This window comes from Sulfolobus sp. A20 (assembly GCF_001719125.1).
In the GTDB taxonomy this organism is placed as follows: Archaea; Thermoproteota; Thermoprotei_A; order Sulfolobales; family Sulfolobaceae; genus Saccharolobus.
Genome location: NZ_CP017006.1, coordinates 1,600,358 through 1,624,099, shown reverse-complemented (window position 1 = coordinate 1,624,099; position 23,742 = coordinate 1,600,358). Strand labels below are relative to the sequence as shown.

At 34.0% G+C, this 23,742-nt stretch carries 25 protein-coding genes; 10 read left to right on the top strand and 15 right to left on the bottom strand.

Going from position 1 to position 23,742, the window contains the following annotated elements:
* Window positions 1-178 precede the first annotated feature (178 nt).
* A complete protein-coding gene (locus tag BFU36_RS08495) occupies window positions 179-451 on the top strand; it encodes a hypothetical protein (RefSeq protein WP_069283426.1) in 273 nt (90 codons plus the stop codon).
* 4 nt (window positions 452-455) lie between these two features.
* On the opposite strand, the gene BFU36_RS08490 is transcribed toward BFU36_RS08495, so the two are convergent.
* Both BFU36_RS08490 and BFU36_RS08485 read right to left on the bottom strand, forming a co-directional pair.
* Window positions 456-854: a HEPN domain-containing protein gene (locus tag BFU36_RS08490; protein ID WP_069283423.1), complete on the bottom strand. Its 399-nt coding sequence runs from the start codon at window positions 852-854 to the stop codon at window positions 456-458.
* Between the two features lie 828 nt (window positions 855-1,682).
* Entirely contained in the window at window positions 1,683-3,734 is a 2,052-nt protein-coding gene (locus BFU36_RS08485; protein ID WP_069283421.1) for a xanthine dehydrogenase family protein molybdopterin-binding subunit, read from the bottom strand.
* 86 nt (window positions 3,735-3,820) lie between these two features.
* On the opposite strand from BFU36_RS08485, the gene BFU36_RS08480 reads away from it, so the two are divergent.
* Window positions 3,821-4,174 (top strand): hypothetical protein, encoded by a 354-nt coding sequence (locus BFU36_RS08480; protein WP_069283419.1) that lies wholly within the window; start codon window positions 3,821-3,823, stop codon window positions 4,172-4,174.
* On the opposite strand, the gene BFU36_RS08475 is transcribed toward BFU36_RS08480, so the two are convergent.
* From BFU36_RS08475 to BFU36_RS08465, 3 genes are all read right to left on the bottom strand, one after another.
* Window positions 4,171-4,368, bottom strand: coding sequence for a hypothetical protein (locus tag BFU36_RS08475; RefSeq protein WP_069284680.1), 198 nt, complete (start codon window positions 4,366-4,368; stop codon window positions 4,171-4,173). The two genes, BFU36_RS08480 and BFU36_RS08475, sit on opposite strands and share 4 nt — an antisense overlap.
* A 77-nt stretch (window positions 4,369-4,445) precedes the next feature.
* Window positions 4,446-4,970, bottom strand: coding sequence for a hypothetical protein (locus tag BFU36_RS08470; protein ID WP_069283417.1), 525 nt, complete (start codon window positions 4,968-4,970; stop codon window positions 4,446-4,448).
* Between the two features lie 206 nt (window positions 4,971-5,176).
* Window positions 5,177-6,142: a glycosyltransferase gene (locus BFU36_RS08465; protein ID WP_069283412.1), complete on the bottom strand. Its 966-nt coding sequence runs from the start codon at window positions 6,140-6,142 to the stop codon at window positions 5,177-5,179.
* A gap of 47 nt (window positions 6,143-6,189) precedes the next feature.
* On the opposite strand from BFU36_RS08465, the gene thrS reads away from it, so the two are divergent.
* The 3 genes from thrS to BFU36_RS08450 all read left to right on the top strand — a co-directional run bounded on the left by thrS (window position 6,190) and on the right by BFU36_RS08450 (window position 9,188).
* Entirely contained in the window at window positions 6,190-7,821 is a 1,632-nt protein-coding gene (gene thrS / locus BFU36_RS08460) for a threonine--tRNA ligase (protein WP_069283410.1), read from the top strand.
* Window positions 7,822-7,930: 109 nt separating this feature from the next.
* Window positions 7,931-8,398, top strand: coding sequence for a methylated-DNA--[protein]-cysteine S-methyltransferase (locus BFU36_RS08455; protein ID WP_069283408.1), 468 nt, complete (start codon window positions 7,931-7,933; stop codon window positions 8,396-8,398).
* A gap of 88 nt (window positions 8,399-8,486) precedes the next feature.
* Complete coding sequence (locus tag BFU36_RS08450; RefSeq protein WP_069283406.1) at window positions 8,487-9,188, top strand: nucleotidyltransferase family protein; 702 nt, start codon at window positions 8,487-8,489, stop codon at window positions 9,186-9,188.
* A 6-nt stretch (window positions 9,189-9,194) separates the two neighbouring features.
* On the opposite strand, the gene BFU36_RS08445 is transcribed toward BFU36_RS08450, so the two are convergent.
* The 4 genes from BFU36_RS08445 to BFU36_RS08430 are packed head-to-tail and all read right to left on the bottom strand — an operon-like array spanning window position 9,195 to window position 11,755.
* Window positions 9,195-9,380 (bottom strand): hypothetical protein, encoded by a 186-nt coding sequence (locus tag BFU36_RS08445; protein WP_231961100.1) that lies wholly within the window; start codon window positions 9,378-9,380, stop codon window positions 9,195-9,197.
* Between the two features lie 48 nt (window positions 9,381-9,428).
* Window positions 9,429-10,175, bottom strand: a complete 747-nt coding sequence (gene cobB / locus BFU36_RS08440) for an NAD-dependent protein deacetylase (RefSeq protein WP_083216374.1) — start codon at window positions 10,173-10,175, stop codon at window positions 9,429-9,431.
* Window positions 10,176-10,220: 45 nt separating this feature from the next.
* On the bottom strand, window positions 10,221-11,003 hold the full coding sequence (locus BFU36_RS08435) for a hypothetical protein (RefSeq protein WP_069283401.1): 783 nt from the start codon (window positions 11,001-11,003) through the stop codon (window positions 10,221-10,223).
* 47 nt (window positions 11,004-11,050) lie between these two features.
* Entirely contained in the window at window positions 11,051-11,755 is a 705-nt protein-coding gene (locus tag BFU36_RS08430) for a sulfocyanin (RefSeq protein ID WP_069283400.1), read from the bottom strand.
* Window positions 11,756-12,108: 353 nt separating this feature from the next.
* Here BFU36_RS08430 and BFU36_RS08425 point away from each other — a divergent pair, with 353 nt between their 5' ends.
* The 3 genes from BFU36_RS08425 to sucD all read left to right on the top strand — a co-directional run bounded on the left by BFU36_RS08425 (window position 12,109) and on the right by sucD (window position 14,714).
* Window positions 12,109-12,777: an endonuclease III domain-containing protein gene (locus BFU36_RS08425; RefSeq protein ID WP_069283398.1), complete on the top strand. Its 669-nt coding sequence runs from the start codon at window positions 12,109-12,111 to the stop codon at window positions 12,775-12,777.
* Window positions 12,778-12,852: 75 nt separating this feature from the next.
* Entirely contained in the window at window positions 12,853-13,866 is a 1,014-nt protein-coding gene (locus BFU36_RS08420; RefSeq protein WP_069283392.1) for a succinate--CoA ligase subunit beta, read from the top strand.
* Complete coding sequence (gene sucD / locus BFU36_RS08415; RefSeq protein ID WP_083216373.1) at window positions 13,863-14,714, top strand: succinate--CoA ligase subunit alpha; 852 nt, start codon at window positions 13,863-13,865, stop codon at window positions 14,712-14,714. Before BFU36_RS08420 ends, sucD begins: the two co-directional genes overlap by 4 nt.
* A gap of 629 nt (window positions 14,715-15,343) precedes the next feature.
* Here the strand turns inward: sucD and BFU36_RS08410 are convergent.
* The 5 genes from BFU36_RS08410 to BFU36_RS08390 form a co-directional block, all read right to left on the bottom strand.
* Complete coding sequence (locus BFU36_RS08410; RefSeq protein ID WP_069284677.1) at window positions 15,344-16,435, bottom strand: hypothetical protein; 1,092 nt, start codon at window positions 16,433-16,435, stop codon at window positions 15,344-15,346.
* Between the two features lie 19 nt (window positions 16,436-16,454).
* Window positions 16,455-17,747, bottom strand: a complete 1,293-nt coding sequence (locus tag BFU36_RS08405; protein WP_069283390.1) for an NAD(P)/FAD-dependent oxidoreductase — start codon at window positions 17,745-17,747, stop codon at window positions 16,455-16,457.
* Window positions 17,748-17,875: 128 nt separating this feature from the next.
* Window positions 17,876-18,739: a fumarylacetoacetate hydrolase family protein gene (locus BFU36_RS08400; protein ID WP_069283385.1), complete on the bottom strand. Its 864-nt coding sequence runs from the start codon at window positions 18,737-18,739 to the stop codon at window positions 17,876-17,878.
* Window positions 18,740-18,790: 51 nt separating this feature from the next.
* On the bottom strand, window positions 18,791-19,600 hold the full coding sequence (locus tag BFU36_RS08395) for an amidohydrolase family protein (protein ID WP_069283382.1): 810 nt from the start codon (window positions 19,598-19,600) through the stop codon (window positions 18,791-18,793).
* 261 nt (window positions 19,601-19,861) lie between these two features.
* Window positions 19,862-20,707, bottom strand: coding sequence for a hypothetical protein (locus tag BFU36_RS08390; protein WP_069283381.1), 846 nt, complete (start codon window positions 20,705-20,707; stop codon window positions 19,862-19,864).
* Window positions 20,708-20,767: 60 nt separating this feature from the next.
* Between BFU36_RS08390 and BFU36_RS08385 the strand changes: the two genes are divergently transcribed.
* Together BFU36_RS08385 and BFU36_RS08380 are read left to right on the top strand one after the other, a co-directional pair.
* Window positions 20,768-21,661, top strand: a complete 894-nt coding sequence (locus BFU36_RS08385; RefSeq protein WP_069283379.1) for an ABC transporter ATP-binding protein — start codon at window positions 20,768-20,770, stop codon at window positions 21,659-21,661.
* The gene (locus BFU36_RS08380; protein WP_069283376.1) at window positions 21,654-22,487 is read left to right on the top strand and encodes an ABC transporter permease; all 834 of its coding nucleotides are present in this window, start codon (window positions 21,654-21,656) and stop codon (window positions 22,485-22,487) included. Before BFU36_RS08385 ends, BFU36_RS08380 begins: the two co-directional genes overlap by 8 nt.
* 5 nt (window positions 22,488-22,492) lie before the next feature.
* Here BFU36_RS08380 and BFU36_RS08375 read toward each other — a convergent pair whose 3' ends face one another.
* Complete coding sequence (locus BFU36_RS08375; RefSeq protein WP_069283374.1) at window positions 22,493-23,731, bottom strand: NAD(P)/FAD-dependent oxidoreductase; 1,239 nt, start codon at window positions 23,729-23,731, stop codon at window positions 22,493-22,495.
* Between the last annotated feature and the right edge of the window lie 11 nt (window positions 23,732-23,742).

The following is a 23,742-nucleotide window of genomic DNA, read 5'->3' as shown; positions in this document are numbered from 1 at the left end:
TTAATTTATATCAAAAATTCTTTATTTTATAATAAAATTTTAGTAAAAACTATATAAGCATGGAGTAAAAAGCTAACATACTTTATTATATGAGATAGTTTAAACTGTATCATGTTTAAAATTTTTATACGTTGAGATAGACTAAAAATTAAATATAACCTATAATATAATTAAATCCATGATGGAACATTCTATATCTATAGATGGCTTAGACACTTGTAAATTAATGAATAGTTTACTGGAATTTGCGAGTAAAAATAACCTAAAAATTGATATATACTATGATAACCGTGTGATTAACGTATTATTATATAATAATTTGACTAAAATTCACTTAAACATAAAGTATGAAGGTAATAATGTAATAATCACACCTATACATATAAGTAATGACGTAAATCTTGAAAGCATTTTTAATGAAAGAAATGAGATGACTACCCGTGCACTATGAGCAATCAATTCTCTAGAACGTATTCTAAGTTTTTGTATGAAGACAAATAATCTATAACTAATCTAGAAAAATTGTAAATCTCATATAATATTTTATTATTTACTCTTATTAATTGCATATTTTCAAATCTAACCTTATCCAGGAGTCTAACCTTATCCAGATTCTCATCAACTATTTTATGAAATTTTTTATCCATTATTTTTTCACTTAATACTTTAAATATTTGTTGAAAATTATAGGACCACGGATTATTGATATCCAGTTCTGAAAGTAAACTACATAGGTATAAGTACAAAGCTTCAGAGATTAGGACGATCGCAGTATCATATGACATCTTTTGAGCATCAACGAACAAAACGTCTAAGAGCTGTTTAGCCCTATCTTTGAGCAATGATGGATCCATAACATTATATATATGATGGTGAGATTATAAGCTTTTGTAAAAGAAGTTTGGATTTAAAAGAAGTTTTTTAAAATTACACATTTCAATATAGATATATAAAATTTATATTGTAGGTTAATAAAAATTTGATTAGAGAGAATAAATATCTTTTAGTGCAAAGTATACATATAATAAAATATGTTTTTTATATTAAGCATATTTCGAAATATCTGACCTCCTCTGCGTCTTGAAAGGCGATGGTTCACCTAAGAATATTCATAGGTTTACCACCTTCATAGCTAGTGGGCGTTTTTAACACAAACTCAATTCGTCCAGCAAAGGCTAGGTTCTCACTCACATTACCCCTTTTCCCTACCCTCCTTGGTGATTAAAGATATGTATCGAGGAACATTCTCATTTGTCCTTTTTTAGGCTTTCCTCAACGTTCTTCACATTCCATGAAGGGCTAGGCTTGCCTTTCCTTTATCATAAGCTTAACAGTAGTGACGTTAATCGTGCTACGAATATGATGAGGTTAGGGGAAAAAGTTATTAACGTGTTGAGGAAGCCTCTTTCTTTCCTATTCTCTTCAAATGGAGTAATCTCCATAAAGAGAGATGACGTCAAAAACCTCAGCGGAACTTCCACCTTTTAAGGCAAGGAGGAAGTTAGTAGGGGTGAGATTATCATAAAGAGAAGTTATTCTCGTTGTTTAAAGAATTTTCCTCCTCCTTAAAAAGTTAGGCTTACAGTTATTTCATCAACTTAATGTGTTTTTGCCGTTATTTTGCCACTTTTTGCTAATTTCTATAACACAAGCCTTATCTCTTAAGGGATTGTAATACTGATCTAGCCTATTATGTCCCAAGGTAGGATTGGTGTTTTATTGAATTTCTTCTTGGTCACCTTCTCCAGTGCTATGAAAACTGCTGGCAATGCTCCTGTCGTTCCTGCTTCTCCTACACCCCTACTTTTAGCTGGTAATGCTGAGGGAAACTCTATTTCATTCAAGGTGACTTTATATTTTGCTTCAACTGCTGTAGGTACCCCAGCTTCAGCTATCGATGAGAACAGGGGATTTCCATTATCATCATAGGGTGTTTGCTCCCATAATACTTGTGAAACCCCTTGTAGAACCCCACCAATTATTTGTCCTTCTACCTCATCCTTAACCAATACTCTGCCAACATCATCTACAGCAAAGATTTCTATAACTTTTGGAAATCCAGTATCCTTATCATAATCAACTACTGCTACATAAGCTCCGGGAGAGAATATATCATCTGACTTATAGAATACCTCAACCTCAACTCCATCCATCTCCTTTAAAGCCTTATTTATGTCCTTCACTTTATTTAGCAGTTGCCTGCTAGCCTCAATTACTGCTGATCCTGCTATAGTGCCACTTCTAGATCCAAAACTTCCTATTCCTTCCTTGACGTATTCTGTACTGTTACTATACACCTCTATTAAGTCAGCAGGTATTCCTAGTACTTCCGATGCTAATTTAGAGAAAGTATCATAGTAAGCTTGTCCATGAGGACCACTACCAACATATATTTTAACCTTCCCGTTTTCTATCTTAACTCTAGCCCCCTCTCCTGGAGACAGCCTTACTATATCAGTAAATACTACTATTGAGATACCCTTATCATTATACTGTTCTTTTGCCTTTCTATAATACTTTTCAGCCTCATTTAATACCTCATAATATCCAGCAGGATCAATTCTAATTCCTAAGGGAGAAACGTAACCGTTGTCCCCTACTAAATTTCTCCTTCTTATCTCGACAGGGTCCATCTTCAACTCTTCCGCTAAATCTTCAATTAGTGTTTCGTGGATTAATGCCGCTTCAGGTCTGCCAGCTCCCCTATAAGGACCAGTAGGAGGTAAATTGGTAAATATTCCATAAGCCCTTATTGAGGCAAATTTTACCTTATAAGGACCGGTTAATAGTCTAGCTATGAATAAGGGAGTAGTGGGATTAAGTGTAAAATTATACGCTCCAATATCATCTATAACATATCCTTCTAGGCCTAGTATTTCACCCTGCTTAGTAGCATATAGCTTTATATCTGAAACCACTCCTCTCCCAAAAGTAGGGTTTCTTAAATGTTCAAATCTGGTTTCTATCCACTTAATAGGTCTTCCTAATTTCATCGAAGCTATAGATGCTAAAACGTACTCCGGGTAAGCTGGTACTTTGTTTCCAAAACCGCCCCCTACGTTAGGAGATGAATAAACCTTGATTTTCTCTGGCGAAATTCCTAGTACTTCTCTTAGATCATTTCGTATTCTAAAGGAGGACTGAAAAGATCCATAAATATTTAATATATTTCCGTCCCAATGAGCTATTATTCCTTTAGGCTCCATCGGGTTAGAGATTATCCTATTCTGTTTTAGTTTTCTTCTGACTACTACTTCAGCTTTGCTCTTAGCACTAAGTTCACCGCCCTCTAATAGTCTATCAACGGAAATATTACCCTTTACTCCGGAATGAATTTCCTCATTACTATTCATTGCTTCCTCTACATCTACAATTGGCTTCAATTCTTCATAGTCAATGGATACATCTTCTGCTATATCTTCAGTTTCGTACCTATCTTCTGCTACGAAGGCTAATACTGGCTGTCCTACATAGTTAACCCTTCCATCGGCTAATACTGGCATCTTAACTATTTTTGATTGTTTCAAAGTTTCTGGATCACCGCTTACTGGCATATATAGCTTTACATCTTCCCAAGTTAATGTTAGAAGAGCCTTACTAGGTTTTGATATATTTTTTATTATACCTCTTGCTATGGGTGATCTGACAATATATAAATACGCCAAGTTTTTAGGATTAATATCATCTATATAGGAAGATTTACCAGTTATTTTGGGAAGATCTTCTTTAATCACAGTATCGTTATATTTTATTTTATGCTTTAATAGTTTTCCTTTAAACCAATTTTAGGTTTATACGTTCCATTTCTATATTTAAATATGTGAAAGGAAGAGCTATTGCTTTGAGTAATGATGGATATTACGTGGTGTCAATAATTTCAGATCAATTGCTGGCATACAGAAAGACTTCGATTTTAAAATTCTATTATGTTCTTTTAGTATCTTCTATTATTATAATGATAACATATGTACTGTTAAATAATCCTTACGTCTTATTATTAATTTTAATTGTATTATGCGTATATGCTGTAAAACTTTATATAGAGATAAACAAATATAATTATGATAAATATGAGAAAATTATTGGTATCGAAGTGAACAATAAAATTATCAAAATAATTACAGAGAGTAGAACTTTTATAATTCATAGAAAAATATTTGGTCTTGAAATTTAACTGCTCTTAGGTTTTATTGTTATTGTACCACTATCTTCATCGACTTGAAGCATGTATTTCTTTCCAAACTTCTCTACCATAGATTTAGGTAGATACAAGTTGAGTGGTAAGGTATAATACTCATATTCGTATACTTTACCTCTAACATTTTTCTTTCCCACTAATCTTTTAGCCTCAACTTCTCTTTCTTTCATAAGATAATATACGCTATCTCTCTTTTTAAAACTTTTCCATAAGTAGCTTAACATTTTATCATTAAGTATAATCTTTTCTATGATACTTTAAACTTATTGAGTAATTTTTCAATAATGATTTCATTAATTAATAAATTAAAGTTAGTAGAACGTAATCTGACATTTACGTTGTAATCCAAACTTAAGTTTAATACATAGTGATAAATATAATTATTCAAATTAAATATCGCGTCATATCTGCAGTCATTCAGTGCACATGTAAGCTTTCGTTCGTTCTTTATCCTTTCACCGTTAATAAGTGTTAGAATTTTTTGTGAGTACATGTCTATAATCGACTCTATACTCACTTCAGAGTTATTTATATGTATAATCATACCTTTTTCAGAGTTATATACATTAATCCTTTTAATTTCTATGTCTTTTCCTATTTTTTCCATTATAGATAAGAATTCTTGAAAACTTAACGATAATAAAAGGTTATTTTCTTCAGAATAAATATAAAGTTCATCTAATAACCAAGGCGAAAAGTGATATCCATTAATGCTAAAAGTCTCCTCATATTCGTCAAAATGTACCTTATCTTGTATTCTTCTGATTTCCACAATATTTATTATACATTTACTCTCATAAAAATGTAATACTCATAGATCGTTCTGACCTCCTTCCGCCTTAAAGGATGGAGGTTCCCTTATGGTGCCTCATTGGTCTCCCTTATTGATTCTCGTTAAAGGAGCTTTCAAGAGGCTCATAGAACCTATCTTTATTTATAATAGTTTTTTAGTATCAAAAACTTTTTATTACTCTCTCCCTAAGGGATGAGGTTTTCCTCATCTCGTAAATAATGAATTAGCTTAGGCGTTCCCGGCTTAATTTCCTTAGGTTTACCAACTTTTTCTAACGCGTTGTATAAAATTTCGTCACTATTCCATGAAATTGGATCGTCTAAGAATGTAGCACCTAATACTTCCGCATATATTTTAGCATCCTCATAAGTCGTAGCACTTTTCCAGTCCTTATTGTAAACGATTATGACCGGTTTCTTATACATTACTACTGCTTCCATAGCTGTCTTTCCTTGATGGGTGATAACTAAACTTGAATTAGCTATCCACTTTTCTAGGTCCGGGTCGAATGAAAAAGACGTTACATTCTCCTTTTTATAAAGCCTTGGATCGACTTTACCGGTTTGAATGACTATTTTCTTCCATGTAATTTTAGAGGCTATGTCAAATAACCTCTTAAATCCCAAGCTACCAGCAGTTATTAAAATATAATCATTATCTCTAGGCTCATACCTTGGTCTTTCAACTATGGGACCAACTACTATACTTTTATCTTTATATAACTTCCTTTGCTCTTCCCAGTGTAAGAAAACCCCTTTTGAGAACTTAGATATTATGTCAACGGCCTTTCCTTTAGTAATAAATCTATCTTGACTCTCTATGGCAAAGACTTTACCTCCTTTCAAGAATTGAAAGAAAGAGGGAAATATTGAATGATTACTTCCAGTAGCTATTATGATATCGTATTTTGGTAACTTGGAGCTCTCATATAATATTTTCATAATCCTTTTAGCGAAATGGATGCTTGACTCATTAGGCTCTCTGCCCTTTTGTACCTCGTAAATTATGTTTGCGTAATCTCTTATCATTAGTTTACTGTACTCATCGTTTTTGGGTATCACGAAATCTGCTTTTTCTGGCAAGTATTGAGCAATGGCTCTAGCAAAACCGGTGTGACCACCACCACTGGCAATTATTAGAATTCTCACAATTGTATTTTAACAGCTAAAGATATAAGCTGAGCTTTATACTTAACTTTATGGAAAATTATAAGCCGTTATGGATTAAGGGTGCTATAATTCTGGCGATAAATTTTGCGAAGTCAGGTTATAAGCCAGTGAATGTTGGATTAGGAGAAAGGGACTTTTATGTTGATATTGAATCCGATAGTAGTATTAGTTTAGAAGAGGCGAAAAAAGTAATCAAGGAGACCGATATAGCCTTTGAGTTACGTGGAGATACTGTGGAGTATAATGGAATGAAAATTAAGATAGAAGCAAATGAGCCAATTTCTTCATTAATCCCTAAGTATTTCGAAATATTAAACATATCAACTCATCATCCTCAGCCTGGAATACAATACGTTAGGATCAGAGGAGTAGCCTTTGAGACTGAAGAGCAATTGAAAGACTATTTATCATGGCTAGAAAAGGCTCAAGAAACTGATCATAGACTTATAGGAGAAAGGCTTGACTTGTTTAGTTTTCATGAGGAAGCTGGTTCAGGGTTAGTTTTGTTTCATCCTAAAGGGCAGATAATAAGAAACGAACTAATCAATTTCATGAGGGAGATTAATGATAGCATGAACTATCAAGAAGTCTATACTAGCCACGTTTATAAGTCAGATCTATGGAAGATATCTGGTCATTATACATTGTATAGAGATAAATTAATATTATTTAATATGGAGGGGGAGGAATACGGAGTTAAGCCAATGAATTGCCCGGGTCACATCTTAATATATAAGTCTAAGCCAAGGACCTATCGTGATCTTCCAATAAGGCTATCAGAGTTTGGTCATGTGTATAGATGGGAAAAAAAGGGAGAACTTTACGGGCTTTTAAGGGTTAGGGGACTAGTCCAAGATGATGGTCACATTTTCTTAAGGGAAGATCAACTGAAGGATGAGGTTAAAACGTTAATAAAGAAAGTATTAGAGGTTTGGGGTAAGTTTGGGTTTAAACAAGATGATATAAGGGCGTACGTTAGCACTAGACCAGATGAGAGTATTGGAACTGATGAGCAATGGGAAAAGGCGACAAATGCTTTAATTGATGCATTGAAAGAGGTAGGAATGAATTATGGAATAAAGGATAAAGAGGGTGCATTTTACGGTCCCAAAATTGACTTTGACGTTAGGGATAGTTTAGGAAGATGGTGGCAGTTATCTACTATACAGGTTGACTTTAATTTGCCTGAGAGATTTAAGATAGAGTACACTGACAAAGACGGCTCTAAAAAGAGACCAGTAATGGTACACAGAGCGATTTTAGGCTCTATAGATAGATGTATGGCAATACTTTTAGAACACTTCATGGGTAAGCTACCTACTTGGCTTAGCCCAATTCAAGTTAGAATATTGCCGATTACTGATGAAGTAAATGATTACGCCGAGAAGCTATTTAATGAATTAAAGAGTAATAAGATAAGAGTGGAGATAAGTTATGCAGGAGAAACTTTGAGTAAAAGGATTAAAACTGCTTATGATGAGGGAGTACCTTATTTGCTCATAGTAGGAAAGAAAGAGGCTAATGAGGGAAAGGTCACAGTGAGAGGTAGAGGAAATGTAGAAATTAGGAACATTAAATTTGAAGACTTTCTTAACGCTCTTAAAGCTGAGATAAATGACAGAGATGTTGAACAGAGCGCCCTAAAGAAGCTTAAAGGTTAAACAAAAATATGCTTAATATTTTGTTATAGCAAAATTTTTTGAGCTAGGTAATACTATAATTATAAAACGAATAAGAAAGATTGTCTTATAAGGATGGAGGAGATAGGATATGATAGTTTATGGGCTTTATAAAAGTCCATTAGGTTACATAACTATAGCTAAAGATGAAAAAGGTTTCCTAATGTTAGATTTCTGTAACTGTGCAGAGAAAGAGTCTATAGATAATGACGTATTTACAGACTTTTTTCACAAGCTAGACTTGTATTTCGAGGGTAAACCAGTAGACTTAAGAGAGCCAATTAGTTTAAGGACGTATCCTTTTAGGCTATCAGTATATAAGGAGGTTATGAAAATACCTTGGGGAAAGGTTGAGACGTATAAGCAGATTGCCGATAGATTGAATACTTCCCCTAGGGCTATAGGTATGGCATTGTCAAAAAACCCTATTTTATTGATAATTCCTTGTCATAGGGTAATATCTGAGAAAGGATTGGGAGGATATTCTAGAGGGGTTAAGTTAAAGAAGGCTTTATTAGAACTTGAAGGAGTGAAAATAGAGGGTAATTCAAATTCATAAGCATTATGTTAAAGAAAGCGTTAAGATTTGATTCCTTTCCTAATGTACTGAAAAAATTTATTATTTATTTTGGAAGTTAAATAATCTAATGCATGCTGTAATCTTAGCTGGAGGTTATGGGAAGAGATTAAGACCTTTAACCGAGGACAAACCTAAACCTTTAATTGAAGTTGCGGGAAAACCTATAATAGAATGGCAAATTATGTGGCTTAAATCTTATAATATAACTTCATTTATTATATTAACCGGTTATAAATGGGATGTTTTAGTAAAATGGGTTAGTGAAAACGAAAGAAGACTAGGCATTTCCTCATACTTCTCTATAGAAGAGGAACCTTTAGGCACTGGTGGAGCTCTGAAGAAAGTAAAGAAGCTGTTAGAGGATGAGGATGTATTTTTAGTGATGAATGGAGATATAATAACTGACTTAGATGTATCAAGGCTTAAAATAGATAGAGAGCGTGTTGTCGCCATGGCATTAGTTCCTTTGAAAAGTCCTTATGGAATAGTGGAGACTAAGGATGGTAAGGTAATAGACTTTAAGGAAAAGCCAATACTAGAAAATTACTGGATAAATGCTGGAGTTTATCTTATGAACAGTAGAATATTTAATTACTTGCCAGAAAAGGGAGATATGGAAAAACTTACCTTTCCAAAATTGGCGAAAGAGGAACTAATACTAGGAGTTAATTTTAGTAATGTTTATTGGAGATCAATAGATACTATAAAGGACATAGAGGAAGTAAGCGAGGATTTAATTAAGACAAATAAGTTTAGTAATTCCAAATGAAATATTCTATTCCAATAGTATTACCTCCTCTTTATCTTCATCCTTTTCTTCCTCATATAACCACTTTTTTATGGTTTCTTCAACCCCTAAATTTAAGGAATCTTTAATGAGCCTCTCCTTTATTCTCTTTATTATTAATTCTCGGCAATCTTCCGGTACGTTATCCTCTATTATAAGAAATATTTTTTTCATAAGGGAAATCTCATCTATCATGTATTTTTTAGTTTTTATTATCCACTGTTAGTTAGCTGAAATTAATTTCTTTATGGAATCTAAAACACACGGTAAAAACGTCTCAACTTTCTCCCTAATTACTATATCAGCCATGTTATCCATAGGAGTTTCCTCCATGTTTATAATTATTAGTTTACCTCCTCTATGTTTTACTATTATCGGAATTTGATTTGCAGGATATACTGTTAATGAAGAACCTATGGACATCACTAAATCAGAATCATAAGCTATACTTAAGGCATCATAGATTTGTTTAACTGGTTCACCAAATAACACTACATCTGGTCTGATAATTCCTCCACAAGAACATTTAGGAGGAATCTCACCTTGCCCTATCTTCTCAAGAACTTCCTTTGAGTCATAAACTCTATAGCATGAAGAGCAATAGGATCTCCTCATAGTTCCATGAAGCTCTATTACGTTTTTAGATCCAGCCTTTTGATGCAAACCATCTATATTTTGAGTAATAACAGCCTTAACTATACCCATTTTTTCCAATTCAGCTATCGCGTAATGAGCACTATTAGGCTTAGCTTCAAATAGGCTTCCCATTCGGATTGAATAAAATTCCCAAAATCCTTTAGGATCCTTTTCAAAATACTCTATCGTAGCGAGTTCTGGTGAATATCTTTTCCACAGTCCATTAGGACCTCGAAAATCTGGAATTCCAGATGCAGTGCTTATTCCCGCCCCCGTAAACACTATAGCATGAGTGGAAGATAATAACATTCTTGCTACTTCTTCACATTCCACAATCTATTCTTTCATGTATATCAATAAAAGCCTTTTCATTTAAGATTATTCTCTTCTCCCAGTTATTCCTTTTCTGGCAATCTTACCTAATAATTTATCCGTAACTACCAAGTTATGAAATAAGATTATTGCTGAGATTACTGGTAACATGTAATACGCTAAGACGAAATAAACGTAGTTTGATAATATTGACAATATAGTTGAAGTTAAAGCGGTTATTGATAACGCAATCGAGTACATAATAATACTGGGTAGAAATACGCAACAAGATGAACCTGAAATCACCCCAATAGAAGGAACTAAGACTACAGCTTTACTAGCCTTATATCTTGATAATCCCCAAAGTTCCTTTATTTCAATCACGTTTAATCCTATTAATATTGCTAAAAAAATTCCAATAATAGTGGAAAAAGGTATGATATCACCCTCATAAGGTCCTATGAAGAACCAGATTGCTGGGCTTGTCGAGACCCATTGCAAGAAATAAGGTAAAGAGGGAGGAATTGAATAACCTATCCCAGCATTAAACGTAAATTGAAAGCTTAATGCCTTTATTGATCCTGGCAATAATAGGTAAAAGAAGAAGGAGTAAAGAATTACGTGATATGTCATGTAAGCTCCAATCACTGCCCACAATGTTTTATGAGTTTTAAAAGCCACAATTCTCCTGTGGAGAAAGCTGTAAAATGATTTTGGCAGTAAAAGTAGTATGGACGTCCAGAATGAGATAGTTGATATTGTAGACCATAGTAACGTATCAGAATGACTAGAGAAATAAGCTACTAGCGATAAAAATATAAGAATAGTAGCAAGCACATATCTAATCATATATTTAAGATATGAAGTAAAAAATAAAAATTTTCTCATAACTTAGATTATCCCCATGAAGGTGGAGATGATGTAGAGGTAGAAGTCGTTGTCGACGCTGAACTGCTTATAATGGAATAAGGTACCGAGACGGAATTGGAAACTATTAAGTCTACCCACATTCCGCTTTCTGCATGAGAGTAAACTCCACAAGCTATCCAGTAATAGCCAGGCTGTATATTTGTTAACATTGCAGATGCTGTACCTTGTGAAGGTACTCCATTAGAGTAATAATCTGAGGGATTATCTCCAACATATAATAATATCTTACCGTCTTGAGTTATGTTAGGACTATTAGGAGTCAGTGTATCGTTTAGCACTATATTAGCGTTATGAGGTATGGGTTGATCATTAGTCAATATTACCATTACATTCCATCCGGCTGGAACATAGATTTTCATTTGTCCATACGAGGTTCCATTATAGTTGAATTGAGGTCCAGTTACGGAAACTACTAGATAGATAAATACGGTCTTATTATTAGGATTATAAGGCAATTCACTAGCTCCTGGAGGTAATTTTACTGAACTAGTTGTCGTAGTGGTAGTAGTCGTAGATGACGTTGTACTAGTGGTTGTTGTAGGAAGCATAGTACTTGTTGTCGTCATCATCATAGTTGAAGAGGATTTATGGAATAACGCTAGATAAGCTCCAACTGCAGCTACTATTACTACTACTACAACTACTATTGCGATTAATGCTGTAGTGTTCATTAAAGAGTATCGCGTATAATCTCGTCTTTAAACTTTTTCCCAAAACAAAATATTTAGTTTAATATTTTAAAAATTCTATCTAAGGATCTTTAATAACTTGTTTAGAAAACTTTCTTACAAATATATGTATATTTGATATTAAAATGGTAATATTGAGTAAAATAAATATAACCTCATATCAAACTCAAGACGGTATGAATACAGTGCAGTTATCAATATAATTTACTCGAGATCCATAAACATAAGTTAGAATAAAATTTTATGGAAGTGAATGAAACTGTTGTCCGACATTGTGATGTATTCAGATACTCTTTAAAGATCAACTTAAAACTGGTTGAAATGTTTGTATTAATATGAGAGAAAGTTTTGAGCTAATGCTAGACATTTTTCTTAAGGAGAAGGAATTATTAAGGAAGAAGGGCTGGATAGTTTCTTCACCTTACTCTTATGAATGGTGGGACGGTTTGAAGAGTGCGGAAGAAATAATAATATCTGCTATTTTGGTTCAAATGTCTAGATGGGAAAACGTTAAGAGAGTGATACAATCGATGAGAGAGGTTGGACTAACTAATTTTGAAAAATTATATATGACAAGTGATGAAGAATTATATTCTCTCTTTAAAAGTATTAATTTCTATAGAACAAAGGTTAAAAGATTAAAGTACTTAGCGAAGATAACAATAGACTTAGGTAGTCTAGAGAAGTTGTATGATAGGGATATTCTACTAAGTATAGATGGTGTAGGCGAGGAAACAGCAGATTCTATTTTATTATTTGCTGGGCATAAATTGCATTTTCCTCCCTCAGAATACGGGAAAAGAGTTTTGTCCAGATTATTTGGTAGAGAATTGAATAATAAAAGAGAAGTTAAAACAATGGTTGAAAATAACCTAAGGAAAGGCATTTTTGAGTATAAACTTTTTCATGCGGGTATAGTAACGGTTGGAAGAGCGTTTTGTTTTAAGGAGCCAAAGTGTGATAATTGTATCCTAAAGGATATATGTAATTATGCGATGAAATAAGTATGTTTAAGTACTTTTACAAAATTTAAGTATATTATAGGAATGTTTAAATTCCACTGAATAGACTATTCTCTTATGAAGTTGTACGAATATGAGGGTAAGGCTCTTTTTAAGAGGGTTGGAATACCTATACCCAATGGTGTAGTAACTTCTGAACCTATTAAGTGGGAAGGTAAAGCAGTAGTGAAATCGCAATTGTTAGAGGGTGCAAGGGGAAAGAGAGGGTTAGTAAGGGTTACTGAAGATGTATATAATACTATATTAGAGTTAAAGAAACTTGGAGTTGAAAAATTCCTTATAGAAGAATTTGTTCCACATGAGAAAGAATTTTACGCTTCAGTTTTACTAGACAGAGAAAGCGGAGAACCGATGCTAGTGTTGTCGAGAGAAGGTGGAATTGATGTTGAACAGGCTAAGGATGTGAAGAAAATAATTATACCTTTAGAGAGGGGTGTAAGAAGTTATGATATAGTAGAGGCGGAAAAATATCTAGGTGTTAAGGGACTCTCCCCAATTATTAATGGGCTATATAAGCTGTTCGTGGAATACGACGCTGAATTAGTCGAGATCAATCCGTTAGCGTTAACGAATGATGGAAGATTATTAGCTTTAGACTCTAAAGTAATTCTCGAGGATAATGCATTATATAGGCATGAGGATTTATTGAAAGAGTTAGGTAGACAAGAACCACGTGATACGTATGTAGAATTAGAGGGAGATATAGGTATAATAGGTAATGGCGCTGGTTTAACAATGGCTACTATGGATTTAGTGAAGTTGAGCGGAGGTAATCCAGCTGACTTCTTAGATGTAGGAGGTGGAGCTAATAGGGAGCACGTTAAAGATAGTGTTGTAAGGGTTGGAAGTAATCCCAGGGTGAAGAAGATAGTTATTAATATTTACGGTGGAATTACTAGATGTGATGAGGTAGCGTTAGGAATAGTTGATGCACTAAAAATCGTTAAAAAACCTATATTCGTAAGACTTTTAGGTACGAATGAAGAACAAGGAAAGGAGATATTAAGGAAAAATGGAATAAACGTATATGATGATGTATTAAAAATGATAGGTGATGCGGTACGCTCGTGAACAAGAATACTAAGGTAATAGTTCAAGGTATAACGGGAAAAGAAGGCTCATTCCATACCCAACAAATGCTGAGGTATGGTACTAAGATAGTAGCTGGAGTTACGCCCGGAAAAGGTGGTACTGAAGTTCAAGGAGTTCCAGTTTACGATACTATGAAAGAGGCAATGAAGGAACATGACGCTGAGGCTTCAATAATATTTGTTCCAGCTAGATATGCAGTAGATGCTGCGTATGAAGCAATAGACGCTGGTGTTAAGGTATTAGTAATAATAACTGAGCATATACCAGTGTTAGATATGGCTAGGTTAGTTAAGTATGGTAAGAATAGAGGTACAAGGATAATTGGACCAAACTGCCCCGGAATCATAGTGCCAGAAGAGACGTTGATAGGAATATTACCGGCTAGATCATTCAAGAAAGGTAAGATAGGGATAGTATCTAGGTCTGGAACACTAACCTATGAAGTTTCAGAATTAATTAAGAATCATGGCATGGGACAATCAACTGTTATAGGAATAGGAGGGGATCCTATAATAGGCACTTCTATACTTGATGTAGTAAGATTATTTGATCAAGATCCTGAGACTGAGAAGATAATTGTAATAGGTGAAATAGGAGGAACTATGGAAGAGAGATTGGCTGAAGCTTACAAGAAGGGAGAAATAAAGAAAAAGGTAGTTGCTTACATAGCTGGAATGACTGCTCCTAGGGAGAAAAGAATGGGACATGCAGGAGCTGTAGTTTATATGGGAATGGGCACTTTCGAAAGTAAAATAAAGGCGTTCAAAGAAGCTGGCATACCAGTAGCTAACACGCCATACGATATAGTTAAATTAATATCATCATAACAATTTTTTTATTAACTCCTATATACTCATCATAACATTTTCCATTTAATTTTCTGGGTTTTATCTTCATGTTCACGTTTTTACAAAATGAGTAAAATCTCGCCCTTTAGGACGAGAAGGCAGAGTGTTTATTGTCTTAAAGCATAATGAAAAGATTCGAAATCTCTTGAGATAACACAAATTTTATGGTTTTATTTATTAAATGAAGGCAGAAATTTATAAAGAGAGAGATGGCTAGGTGAGAACTGACCCCTCTCAGCTATAAATGCAGAAGGTTACCTTAGGGCGGTTCACAGGTTTCCCACCTTCAACACTTCATAGCTAATGGGCTCTTAGCACTCACCCCATTCGTCCAGCAGTAGACCATTGGCTGCATCTTCAGCCAAATTGACCCTATGCCTTGGGTGAAGAAGCCCTCCTTGGGACTTGGGAGATATGTGTTAAAGGAGGAGATATACACAAGTTTAGCCCCTTTTGGATCTTCCTCCCCTCAATAACATTCCTTTACCGAAAATAAGAACTTTTACCCAGCATTGAAGGGCGAGGGTCAACATTTTATTGTCGGAAAGTAAGCAAAGCTTCACTATATTTGGAGAGGAAGTTTAGATTTTTTATCGTAAAACTACACTTTATTTCCTTCTAAGTTTATACGTTATAAATGATACAATAGCTACTATAATCACTACTGAGATTATATAGAGAGGAGAAAATGTATTTCCAATGTCTTCAGTACTCACGGTAGCAGTAGGATTTATAACAGTTCCGTTTATCTTTGGCGTGTAGTAGTTGTTGAAAACTATGGTGAGATTAGCTGAGCTTGGTACTGATATCATGTAATAATTAGTTCCAGGGATGTAAGATCCTACCAAGGGATTTGACGTATTAAAATATGTTGAAGTGGCGTTATAAGTGAAGGCTACGAAATAAGCAGAATTATTATAGATGAATTTTCCGATACCGAACATGTCATTGAACGTCGTTATAGGAACAAGTAATGCTACAAAATCTTTGCCTATTATGTTAAAGCCTAAAAGATTAGAGTAGTTCACTATGTGAATCTCGGCATCAGGGGATGCTACTAGAAAATTCAAGGTAACGGGATAGTTATCATAAGCATAATTGAATGAAACACTGTAAACCTTATAAGAGCCAACGTAAAAGGATAAATCTGCGTTTTTCATCTCAATTAGTGAGCTGAACGTTACGTTTAATTGGGGATTTAGGTTAACGTAGTAGTAGCTTTTTAAAGGTATCATATATTGTAATGAGAAATACGTGTAATTATTATAATCAGTGAATTCTATTGCAGGTATCCCGTTATATGAGGTGAAGACTTGATTTGGCGCTAAGAAACCGTTAGGAGTTCCCGCAGAAACAATATAGCTCCACATACTTAATGGATAGGGATAAGCTCCACTTACGTTTTCTATTGTAGTGTTCGAATTTATTTGAGGTATAGTGTGAACTACTGATTTTCCACTTACTTGAAAAGCTGTTCCGTTCCATTTCAAGTTAAGACTGATATTAAATGTAACGTAAGTACCTATACGTGAAGTAGTTTCATAGATGTTATAATTTATCGTAGTGCCTAAGGGTAAAAACCCTAAAATATTAGTAGGTAAGGAGTAAGATAGTAAGGCAAATGAGGACGTTAGAACTAACGTTGCCAATAAACTAACTAATAATAAACTTTTTCTTTTCGACCTAATGCCTTTCTTCATCCTTTCCAGTTTCATCTTATTAATATTTAATATTTTTCCTCACATCTTCCAAAACGGCAAAAGCTGCATTCCTACCTGGAACTCCAGTGACTTGTCCACCTGGATAAGCTCCAGATCCACCAATATACAATCCTTTTATTGGCGTTCTATATCCCCATCCTTTCTTAGGTCTATCGTTAAAAATAAGGGAAAGAGGCAAATGGTTAGGGTTCCCTCCAGGATTATTGTACAAACTTTCTACGACTTTCCAATTTACCTTATCAATATGTAATGTCTTTTCTTTTATATCCGGAAAGAAATCTTCTAATCCTTCAATACTTCCCATTAAAGTCATCACGTCACCACCCAACGAATTATCTACAGCTGAGGGAAGAGTTATTTCTCCTTGAGGTAAGACTATTAGGCTGTCAAAATAGTCTGGTTTTAATGGTTCATTGACTTTTAAGTTATCCCTAAGTATGATGTTATATCTACCGTAACCTGCGCGATACAATGGTAGTTCCATCTTGATTTCATTGTTGGTCAATTTTTCTAATAATACTGGATTTCCAGTAAATATTATGTTATTACTCTCTATTATCTTCCCGTTACTGAGCTTTACCCCTTTTACAGAATTGTCCTTTATTAATATCTCTGAGACTTCGGAATTTGTGAAAATGTCTACTCCTAATTCCCTTGCCCTATTAGCTAATACTCTACCTACAGTTCCCATACCTCCTTTCACGATTTTCCATTGTGTTGAGAAAAAGTAAATGAATAGATATGCTGGCATATTAAGTATGAAATCATAAGAGAATATTGGATACAATTCCTCGAAATTATCTAAATACTCTCTTAAAACTTTCTCAGTCTCCTCCAATAACATACTATTACTTTCCTTAACTTCCTCAATAGTAGGTGGTCTCGTAACATACGTAAATCTTTCCTCTAGTAACCTTTTAGAATCTAATATGAAATCATCTAATTTTCTATAGTTTTTCTCTCCAATCTTCTCAAATTCCTTTATCCTCTTTTCCTTTTCTCTCCAAACCTTTATTATATTTTTTCTTTCAGTAACAAAAATTTCTATATAATCTGAATTAATAGTAGGAAAGTCTACTGAGATTTCAGTTTTTATTTTATCCGGTAAAAGTCCCAATACATAAGCTGCTTTAGAGAACTTAACTCCTTTGTACTCATCTGTATCTGCCATACCTCCCAATTTTTCCCTTCTTTCTAAAACAATTGTTTTCAAGCCGTTCATAGCCAGATAAATTGACGCTATTAAACCATTATGCCCTCCACCGATTATGATTACATCATATTTTTTCAAAAAATTCACCCATAAAACAAGTATGATTTATCTTACAACATATAATAAGTCTTTCCCATAAAAAACGCTTTTTAAAAACTTTAATCATGAAAGAATGACAAACCTCACTCTTTAGGGCGATGAGGAAGTCACTGGTAATCAACAATAGTAGGATTTTCTAGTCTGCCTATATTCTCTATCTCAGCTACCATTAATGCGTTACTTATTGGTTTTAAATGGAATTCAGATTGATCCTCCACATTAACGTATCCTACACTACCGCTTGTCACTACACTCATAGGTGGTATTGTTACGATCTTCGATAATTCTAATAATATTTCTTCAATACTAAATATGAAATCCTCTGAATTGCCATCTTGTATTAATTTACCATCGTAGTAACTTCTCATACCTAATGAGTTAATGTCACCTACTTCATCTTTAGTTACAATATAAGGGCCTAGAGGAGCGAATGTGTCTCTAACCTTATTTCTGAAGTGAGTTCCTCTCATTAACATCTTTTTAACCTTTCCATCTGCAGGATCTCTCCTATAAGCGTAATAAGAATCTTCTTTTAAACCAGGCGGATATGTGATATCATTGAAGACAGAGAATCCCAGAATATAATCGTACAACTCATCTTTATTTTTTACCTCTTTCATTTTCTTCTTTATAATTACTGCTATTTCTACTTCTGGTCTTATTGCATCCTTAGGTGATATAATTGCTTTCTTATGGGCAGTTATAATATTAGGTAGTTTTAAGAAGAATTTGGGGCTTTTCACCATCTCCTTAGCCTCATCCTTTCTCTCAACGCCTAACATCCGAGGTGTATTTACCAACGTGCAAATTATGGCAGATGGTATTACCGGTACATCAAAAATGACCTCATCTAACCTATACGCTCTTCCCTTCGCCTCCTTATCAAAGTCATCTATCTCATGCACATAATTCCCTTCCACTACACCTAACTTCCTCTCCCCCTCTAGTTGAAAGGCCAAATATTTTGTCATTTATTTAGAAAGAATGGAGTTTCAAGAAAAAAGTTAAACATATAACCAGTTTTATTTAATCTTTATTAACCTCTTTATATTCGAACTCATTATTCTATCGTCTCTAATGACCTTATACACTTGTGAGGCATAATCAGCTAAGTCTTGACCTTTGAATGCAGGAAAATCACTCCCATAGATAACCTTACTAGATATTTCTTCTAAATTTGGTAATACGTTAAGAATGTTTTTTGGAGGTATCGAAGATATCTCTAGATAAACGTTACTGATATGCTTAGCCATGTAAAATGCGGAAGAGTACCAAATTGGTCTCCCAGCATGTGCTAGGATTATTTTAAGCCTCGGAAAATCCTTTGCTACATCGTCAACGTAAATGGGATCAGCATATTTGTTCCTACTTCTCACACCTATGCTAGTGCCAGTATGTATCATTACCGGTAAATCGTGATCTTCCGCGAATTCATAAACATAAAGTAATTCCTTTAAACCACCCTCTTCCTCCCTATACGCATTAGGTTTGAAACCGTGATGAGGAGGATGTAATTTTATGCCAATGATTCCCAAAGAGTATTGCCTTTCTAGCTCATGTCTAACATCACACGTTAATGGATTAACCTCTCCCCATTGCAAATAGATTTCTGGATTTCTTTTTCTCTCCTCGTAGTCTATATAGAAGCCGTCATAACACTCTTCGGAGTAACATGGATGGGATGGGACTAATAAGATTTTCTCAATCTCCACCTCATCGTTACGGAGACTCATCCTCGTTTCCTTAACGTTCTCTAGGAACTCCTCACAATGTTTAGGTATTTTCCCAGCGTAAATATGATAATGTACGTGAGCGTCAACTACTTTAATCATAATAGAAAAGATAAATAAATTAGTATTTAAATTTATTCTTGATAAACAGATAAAAATAAACAGATATTTTCATTTAAAGAAAAGCCTCATCTTTAAACGTATCCCCTAGTTAATGAGGAGGATACTCGACCTTTTAGGGCATGTAGGAAGTCAGTATAAAGTGGTCTAAAGTTATTGAAAATGAAGAATCATTCAAAATCGAGTAATAGTTCATTGAATAATTATGCTAAGGAAGAAAAACCAAAAAAAGTTCTAGAATTATCATAACTCATTTAGTACTTCATTAACACTTATTGGGCTAGTGGATAAAATAGTTACTTCTTGATTATTACTTATTCCTAACATTACGTAAAGTTCTTTACCATCATACGTTGAATTTACAGAGTAAACTATTACACTAGAATTCTTATAGACTACTTTCCCAGTAGCGGAAAAGTTTCCTATGGTTATATTAAAGAATTTGAATATTTTAGTTAAATTGCTAAACATGTTTCCTATTGTGTAATTTGATTTCATTAATACGATAGAAGAATTAGCTATTAATTTGAAGTTAGTGTTATTGTATGTACCATAAATTATTATATCTTTAGAGGGTTGTGACGCAAAGATTTTTGGTGAGACGTATAAGTACTTTAGTAGATAAATAGTTGTATTAGTGGAAGAGTTGTCTTTCACTAAATAGAAGTAATATCCGTCAAATCCTATAGCAGTATTATTCTTATAATCATACAACAAAGACTTATATTGAGCGTAAGTAAATCCATGTTTTACCAAGGTCTCATTAATGGCATAAAACGCTAATGAGGAAAGTGGACCAACAGCCTTAACATATCCTATTAAGGCTTGAGTATTATTAAATGAAATGATGTTAAAAGTGCCATTGCCTATAATTTGAGGTAATAATGATATGTTACTATTGTTATAATAGTTTTGTATGAAAGCAATTAAGGGCGACGTATTATATAAATGAATAACGCCGAGACTGACATAATGGAAATTATTATCACTACCGTTATTGGTATTGTGAGAATTAGCGTAGGCTAAAACGCCAGCGACCACAGCTATCATTATAATAATTGCTAAAATAATAGGTATTTTGTAGTTCATATTCACCCTTTATCTCATCTATTAATAAATATTTTTTCCTTTGTTCTTTAACATTAGGATATGATATCAGTGAGAAACGTTGTGAAGAGATATGGAAGCAAAGTAGCATTGAATAAAGTCTCATTGGAGGTAAATAAAGGGAAAATCGTCTCCCTTATAGGACCAAATGGTGCAGGAAAGACTACTTTAATTAGAATTTTACTAACACTAATTAAGCCGGATGGAGGAGAGGTTGAAATATTAGGGAAAAACCCTTTTAAATATAAGGGGGTTTTTAGAGAAGTAGGTTACGTACAAGAAATACCGAACTATCCTCCATTTCTAACGGCTAAGCAATTACTTGAACTTTCGGCTAAGATAAAGGGGATTAATAAAGATCAGGTTAAGAGGGTTCTAGAGTTAGTTGAAATGGAAAACTCTTCAAATACACCAATTATAAAATACAGTAAAGGTATGGTTCAGAGAATAGCAATAGCTGAGGCGTTATTAGGGGATCCAAGTGTCCTAATCCTCGACGAGCCTTATATGGGGGTAGACCCAATATTTTCACTAAAATTTAGGGATATTCTTACAAATCTTAAGAAAGAAGGTATTTCTATATTAATGACATCTCACGAAATGGAAGAAGTGAAAAAGCTTTCTGATTACATCTACATGATATATAGAGGAGAAATCATATTTCAAGGAAGTGTTGAAGACATGGTAAAGAAGTTCTTAGGTATCCAAGTGATAGTAGAAACCAGTGACGTTAATGAGGCTAAGAGACTTCTACAAGATATAAATTACGTCACTAACGTTTATGAAGAAGGTGAAAACAAACTAGTTATAAAGATGCTTGAGGATAGAAGAGAGGAGTTACTGAAGTCAATGATACTTAACGGGATAAGAGTAAAAGGCTATTATCTAGATTTAGATATAGAGGAAGCGTATAAGAGGGCGTTGAAGAGTGTTTGAGATAACATTATATGAGATGAGAAGGGCAATAGCGAGGAGAAAAGTCATAGTGCTAACTATTATCTCATTCATATTTGAACTCGGCATCTACCTGGCAATATACTTAGCTCCGTCAAAATCCTTAAAAACTTTAATAATTCCATTATCCCCATACTTGTGGGCATTAGGAGCACTATTACCTCAAGTTATTCTAATTCACTTTCTCGCAATTTCTATATCGTCTGGCTCAATGGCAGAGGAATATGAACAAGGTACCGTAGATTATTTCATATCTAAACCTATATCTAGGTATAGATTCATAACCGAAAAGTTCCTAGGATCTCTTATTTTATTAACGCTTATATATGTGTTGATGATCGTAGTAGCCGTAGTTATGTCTTTTGTTTTATTTGGGTATCAAAAGTACCTTTTCTTATTACCAGAGGTAATAGGGTCTGTGATATTTTCTACTTTAGTTTTCTTGAACATGGCTTTCGTAATAGGAGAAGTATTAAGGAGAAGTAACCTATCCTTTACTATTAGCGGTTTCGTACTAATAGCAAGTATAATAATCACTAACGTGCTATTCTTCGTCTCACAATTTACTCACAATCCAGCTTACGAGAATATATCAATATACTTACCAACGTGGGGGGCAACAGAATTACCATTCATTCTGCTTCAATCCTCGCCGTTTTCTACAATAGTCAAGGGTTTAAACATATTTCCACCAATTAATAATAACTTATTTTTAGCCATTGTTTCCATTTTACTTTACTCATTAATTCCCCTAATATTAGCCTATTTCAGTTTCTTAAATAGAGATATTCCGAAAAAGGTAAGTTGAAAAGTTTATTGTAACAGACTCTTCAAGTCAAAGTTTTCATCAGCTAATGACGATTTCTTGTTCGATATATCTATTCCCTTTTCTATTAATTTGTTTAGTACGTCTAACTCATCATATTCTCTATTAATTGCTAGATAACCTTTGACCAGACCATCCTTTAAGTAAATTACATTAAAGTTAGGCTTTGTTATCTCAAACTTGCCTCTTATAATGTATTCGTCATAATTGGTAGTCTCTCCCGCTGATTCTATGTGTAAGTCAAATATATCTGACCATATTGATGATACGAAATTATATTGTTCATGAGAACCAGCCATATTTCTAGCAGCTAATTTCCCCGTATATTCAGCGTTATTCCAGTGTTCTATTCTCTTTCTCCTCTTCTCAATAGGGTCATAGATGTTTGCGACATCTCCCGCAGTATAAATATCCTTAGCACTTGTCTCTAAATACTCATTAGCTATAATTCCATTGCCCGTATCAATTCCGCTTTTCTGAGCTATATCTAGATTAGGTGAAATTCCTACAGCTAATAATACTAAATCTGCATCTATTCTTTTCCCACCACTAGTTACACCAGCCTTTACCATTTTATCCCCTTGGAATTCTTTCACACTTTCATTTAGAATGAAATTTACTCCCTTACTTTCAAAATACTGCTGTATGAATCTTGAAATTTTTTCATCCACAAAGGTATTCCAAATATAACTTTTAACCTCAATCACAGTAACTTTCACTCCTAACATTGTTAAACTAGACGCTACCTCCATTCCTATGAATCCACCTCCGACAATTAAAGCAGTTTTACTTTTACTTACATCATCTCTTATTGAGTCAGCATCGTCTAACGTCCTTAAGTAGTGCACTCCTCTCAAGTTCTCTCCCGGTAGGTTTAATTTTCTAGGACTCCCCCCAGTCGAAATCAATGCCTTTTCAAAATATATATTATCGCCGTTATCTAATACGGCAACCTTCTCGTTCTTGTCTATTTTAGTAACGCTTCTTTGTAATATTACCTCTAAGTTTTCTCTACGATAAAACTCCTCTTTCTCGAAAAATAGTTTTTCTCTAGGAAACTTTCCTCTTAAATAGTGTTTAGACAATGGTGGTCTATCGTATGGATAATATCTGTCGCTTGATACTATAATCACCTTTGAAGTGGGTTTAATCTTAGTCAACTCTTTAAGTGCATTATATCCCGCTATTCCACTTCCTATAATTAAGTACTCGCATCTTTTGTCCATACTAATATATC